The sequence below is a fragment of the Halorubrum sp. AJ67 genome, assembly GCF_000513435.1.
Map to the genome: position 1 here is coordinate 156905 of NZ_CBVY010000006.1, position 4230 is coordinate 161134.

The window sequence follows — 4230 nt, forward strand, 5'->3', positions numbered from 1 at the left end:
TCAGTCGTCGGTGAGTTCCGCGACGCCGAGTTCCCCCGCGTCCTCCGACGGACGGTCGAGCGATTCGAGCGGGATCCTTCTCGACGGTGACCAGTTCGTCGGCCGCGACCCACTAGCTCGTCGTCGTGGCTCACGATGATGATCTGCGCCACGCCGAAGCCCCGCATCTCCTCGACGAGCCGGACGAGCCGCGGGAACGTGACCGGAGTCGAGGAAGACGGTCGGCTCGTCGAGGATGAGCGGCGGCGTCGGTGCCGCCCCCTCGATGCCCTCCGAGAGCAGCCGGTAGATCGCACAGCGCAGCGAGAGGTTGAACAGGGCGCGCTCGCCGCCCGAGAGCTGCTCCGGGTCGAGTGGCTCGCCGTCCTTCTGGTAGACGGTGAGGACGTACTCGCCGTCGAGCTCGATGTGCGAGTAGGCGTCGTTGCCGTACACCAGTTCGAACGTCTCGTTCAGGGTGCGTTCTAACTCGCTGACGTTGCGCTGGCGAAGCTCCGCGCGCAGGTCGCCGTACATCGACTCTAGCCCGTTCGTCTCGTCGTGGAGGGCTTCGAGCGCCTCGACCCTCTCGGTGAACCTGTCACGCTCCGCCCGGAGCTCTTCCAGCGCCTCAATCTTGGTGCGAGTACTCTGGATACTCCCGACGAGCTCGTCGCGCTGGTCGGCAAGTCGATCAAGCTCTTCGGTGACCTCCTCGATGTAGTCCTCCGCTTTCTGCTTCTCCTCGCGGGCCGTCTCGACGGTGTCCTCGTCGACCGCCTCGCGTAGTTCGTCTCGGCGCTCCCGCTTGTCGGCGAGCCGCTCCCGCCGCTCGTCGTTGAGGTCCGCGACGTTCTCGCGCTTCTCGCGGACCCGCTCGGTCCGGTCCTCCAGCTCGTCGATCGCCTCCAGCCGTTCCTCGATGGCGTCGACGCGTTTGCGCGCGGTCTCGACCTCGTCGAGCGCGTCCTCTAACTCCGCGACGCGTTCGTCCGTGTCAGCCGCCTCCCCGCGCTTTGCTTCGGCAACTTCGCGGGTTTCCGCCGCCTTCTCGCGGAGCTGCTCCGCCTCGTCGCGCTTCGCTTCTGCTTCGTCGCGTCTGGCCTCGGCCTCCTCGCGCTTCTCCGCGGCCCGCTCTTCCAGCATCTCGGCCGCGTCGTCGATCTCCGCGAGCCGTTCCTCGGCCTCGACCATCGGGTCGAGCACCTCGATCCGGCCTTCGAGATCGCCCTCGCGCTCGCGGGCCGCTTCGAGCCCGTCCTCGAGTTCCGTGACCCGCTCGCGGTCCTCCTCGATCCGGTGCGCGTGCGGCGAGTCCTCGACCGGCTGACCGCATTCGGGACACTTCCCCGCGTCGAGGAGCTCTTCGGCCTCGGCGACGCGCTCACGGGCGTTCTTCAGCTCCGCCTCCAGCTCCGCGATCCGCTCGCGGACCTCGCCGCGCTCCTCGCGGAGATCGTCGCGCCGGTCGGCGGCCTCACCGCGGTCGACATCGGCGTCGTCGAACCGCTCCCGGAGTTCGTCCGCCTCTGTCTGTAAGTCGGTGAGGCTCGCCTCGCGCTCGTCGGCCTCAGTCTCCGCGTCGTCGGCCGTCGCCTCCAGTTCGTCGGCGCGCTTCTCGGCCTCGTCGGCGCGCTCTGTGAGGTCCTCGGCCTTCTCTGCGAGGTTCTCCGCCTGCTTGCGGAACCCCTCGGCCTCAACGCGGACGTCGCTCAGATCGCCTTGGAGGTCGTCCTCGCGGATGTCGAGCTCCTCTCGCCGTTCGGCGACCGTGTCCGCCGTGGCAGCGTCGAGTCCGGCATCGGCGAGCCGGTCGCTGATCTCGCCGCGGAGTTCTTCGATCCGTTCACGCGCCTCCTGTGCTTCCGAATGGAGTTCGTCGCGCTCCCGCTCGGCCTCGCGGATCTTGGTCTCCAGCTCCTTGACCTCCGCCTCAACTTCATCGAGGGCCTCGCGTTTCTCCTCGTACGCCGCCAGTGTCTCTGCCGCCTCGTCGCGGGTCGTCTCGGCCTTCTCGCGTTGAGCCTCGTAGTTTTCGACCTGCTCGTCCAGCTCCGTCAGTTCGGTCTTGAGCCCGTTGAGCTGCTCGTGGAGATCTTGATCCTCCTTTTCTCGGATCTTTTGCTCCCTATCCTCGAGAACGGCCCGCTTTGCGCTGAGTACGTCCTCGACGCCGAGGCGGGCGTCGCCGGCGCGCTCGCGGTACTCCTCTAGCTTCCCCAGTTGGAGCAGGTCGTCGATCGTGTCCTGTCGCTCTCGGGGGGTGCGTTGATGAGCTTGTTCACCTCCCCCTGCCGGACGTACGCGCAGTTGACGAACGCCTCGGCGTCCATCCGCAACAGCTCCGTGACGAACTCGCGGACCGCCCGCGCCCCGTCGCGAGTCACGTCGCTCCCGTCGGTCGCTTCGAGCGTACACTGGTGGTCGATCCGACCGTCGTAGGACTTGAGCCGTCGCTCGACGCGGTAGGAGACGCCGTCGTGGGTGAACCACAGTTCGACCTCGGTCTCCTCCTCGCCGTTCGTGATGACGTCTCCGAGGGTGCCGTCGAGCGCCTTCGACCCGTACAGCGCGAAGAAGCAGGCTTCGAGCAGCGAGGACTTCCCGCTGCCGTTGAGTCCGTGGACGACGGTGACGCCCTCGGTCAGCCGCAGGTCTGCGTCGCCGTACGGCTTGAAGTTCACGAGACGGACGCGGTCGAACTTCACAGGTAGTCCTCCATGGAGACCTGTCCGTCGGTCGACGCCGCCCCGTCGTCCGCGGGTTCCTCGGGGTCGGACCCGGCTTCCGGTTCACCATTATTGTCGGAATCGTCGGTGTCGCCGTCGTCGGAATCGCCGGTTTCAGCGTCCGAACCGACGGTCTCCGCCTCCGAGTCGACCGGCTCCGAATCCGACCCGGCGGGGTCGAACGCACCGAGTTCCTCCTCCTCGTCGAGGCGCTCCTCGACCCTGCGTTTCACCGTCCCGCGGACGTTGGCGTCGGGGACGGTGTCCGAGCGCACCGCCGATTCGACGTCGCGCGCGACGGTCGAGAGCGACATCTCGTCGAGGCGCTCGCGGACGGCATCCTCGGGGTCCGCGAAGCTCACGTCAACCTCGCCGTCGGTCTCGACGTCGCGGCGGTCCGCGACGCGCGGGACGAGGGCTCCCTCCTCGGTCGCGAACTCCTCGACTGCCGCCGGCGTTACCGGCTCGCCCTCACCGGTGATCTCGACGTGGACGACCGCGTCCGTGAGGTCGTACTCCCGCACGCGCTCGCGGACTCGGGACTCGCCTTCCCCCTCGCGGAGCTCGACCTCGACGAAGACGAACGGGCGCGTGTCGAGCGCGCGACGCCGGATCTCGACCCGGTCGTCGCCGCCCGCGGCGTCGGCGTCGAAGGTGACGAGGTTGTAGCCGCGCCCCTCGCGCTCGCTCGCGCTCGCGCGCTCTGTCGACCCGGGGTACGTGACCCACGTGTCGGCGACCTCGGCGGTGTCGGGCGTGTGGTTGTCGCCGAGCAGCATGGCGTCGAACGCGACGTCGCTCTCGGTCAGGACGGTCTCGGTGTCCCAGTCGGCGTAGCCGAACGGCTCGAAGAGACCGTGCGCGACGAGGGCGGCGTACTCGGCGTCGTGGTCGGCGAACGCGTACTCTAGGTCGTCGCGCCGCGAGACCGGGACGTGGTCGAGCCCGTAGAAGGCGGTGTCGCCCACGACGACCGGCTCGTCGCCGAGCCGGGTGGCGAGCCCCAGCCGCTCGAAGAGGTCGAGCCACTGTCCGCCCCGCGTCGACTCGTGGTTGCCGACGACCGCGAGGAAGGGGATCCCGGCGTCGTCGAGCCGGCGGAGGACGGAGATGGTCCCCATCAGGTCGCGGAGTTCGGGGCGGCGGTCGTGGAAGAGGTCGCCCGCGTGGACGACGGCGTCGACGCCGTCGTCGACCGCGTCGTCGACCACGGCCTCGAACGCGTCGAGGAAGTCCTGGCGTCTGACCGGCGAGTGGTACTGCGAGTACCCGATGTGGGTGTCGCCGGTGTGAATCACCCGTGTCATCTGTCCGCGTGTTGGCCGGTGTCCGGCTTAGGGATTCCGGGGCCGGAGCGGAAGTGGTCGCCGTGCCCCCGACCGTGGTCTTCCGTCGACCGGTTCCCTTCGACGGCGGCCCGACGAAAACGGCTCGGGTACGCGTTCGGAAGCGCCTCTTCGGCCCCCGGGTTAGTCGTTGGGAGGCAAAGGGCACACAGGGGGATGGGAGNNTGNGTCAGCTG

1 protein-coding gene and 1 pseudogene are annotated in these 4230 nt (G+C 68.7%); both read right to left on the reverse strand.

The window, feature by feature from the left end; genetic code table 11:
* Positions 1 to 2687: pseudogene (gene rad50 / locus BN903_RS18730) on the reverse strand (DNA double-strand break repair ATPase Rad50).
* The gene (gene mre11, locus BN903_RS07765) at positions 2684 to 4015 is read right to left on the reverse strand and encodes a DNA double-strand break repair protein Mre11 (RefSeq protein WP_048077192.1); all 1332 of its coding nucleotides are present in this window, start codon (positions 4013 to 4015) and stop codon (positions 2684 to 2686) included. Before mre11 ends, rad50 begins: the two are co-directional and overlap by 4 nt.
* Positions 4016 to 4230 lie beyond the last annotated feature (215 nt).

Coding starts and splice junctions, on each gene's coding strand:
- mre11 (WP_048077192.1), bottom strand. CDS start 4,015: ATGACACGGGTGATTCACACCGGCGACACCCACATCGGGTACTCGCAG.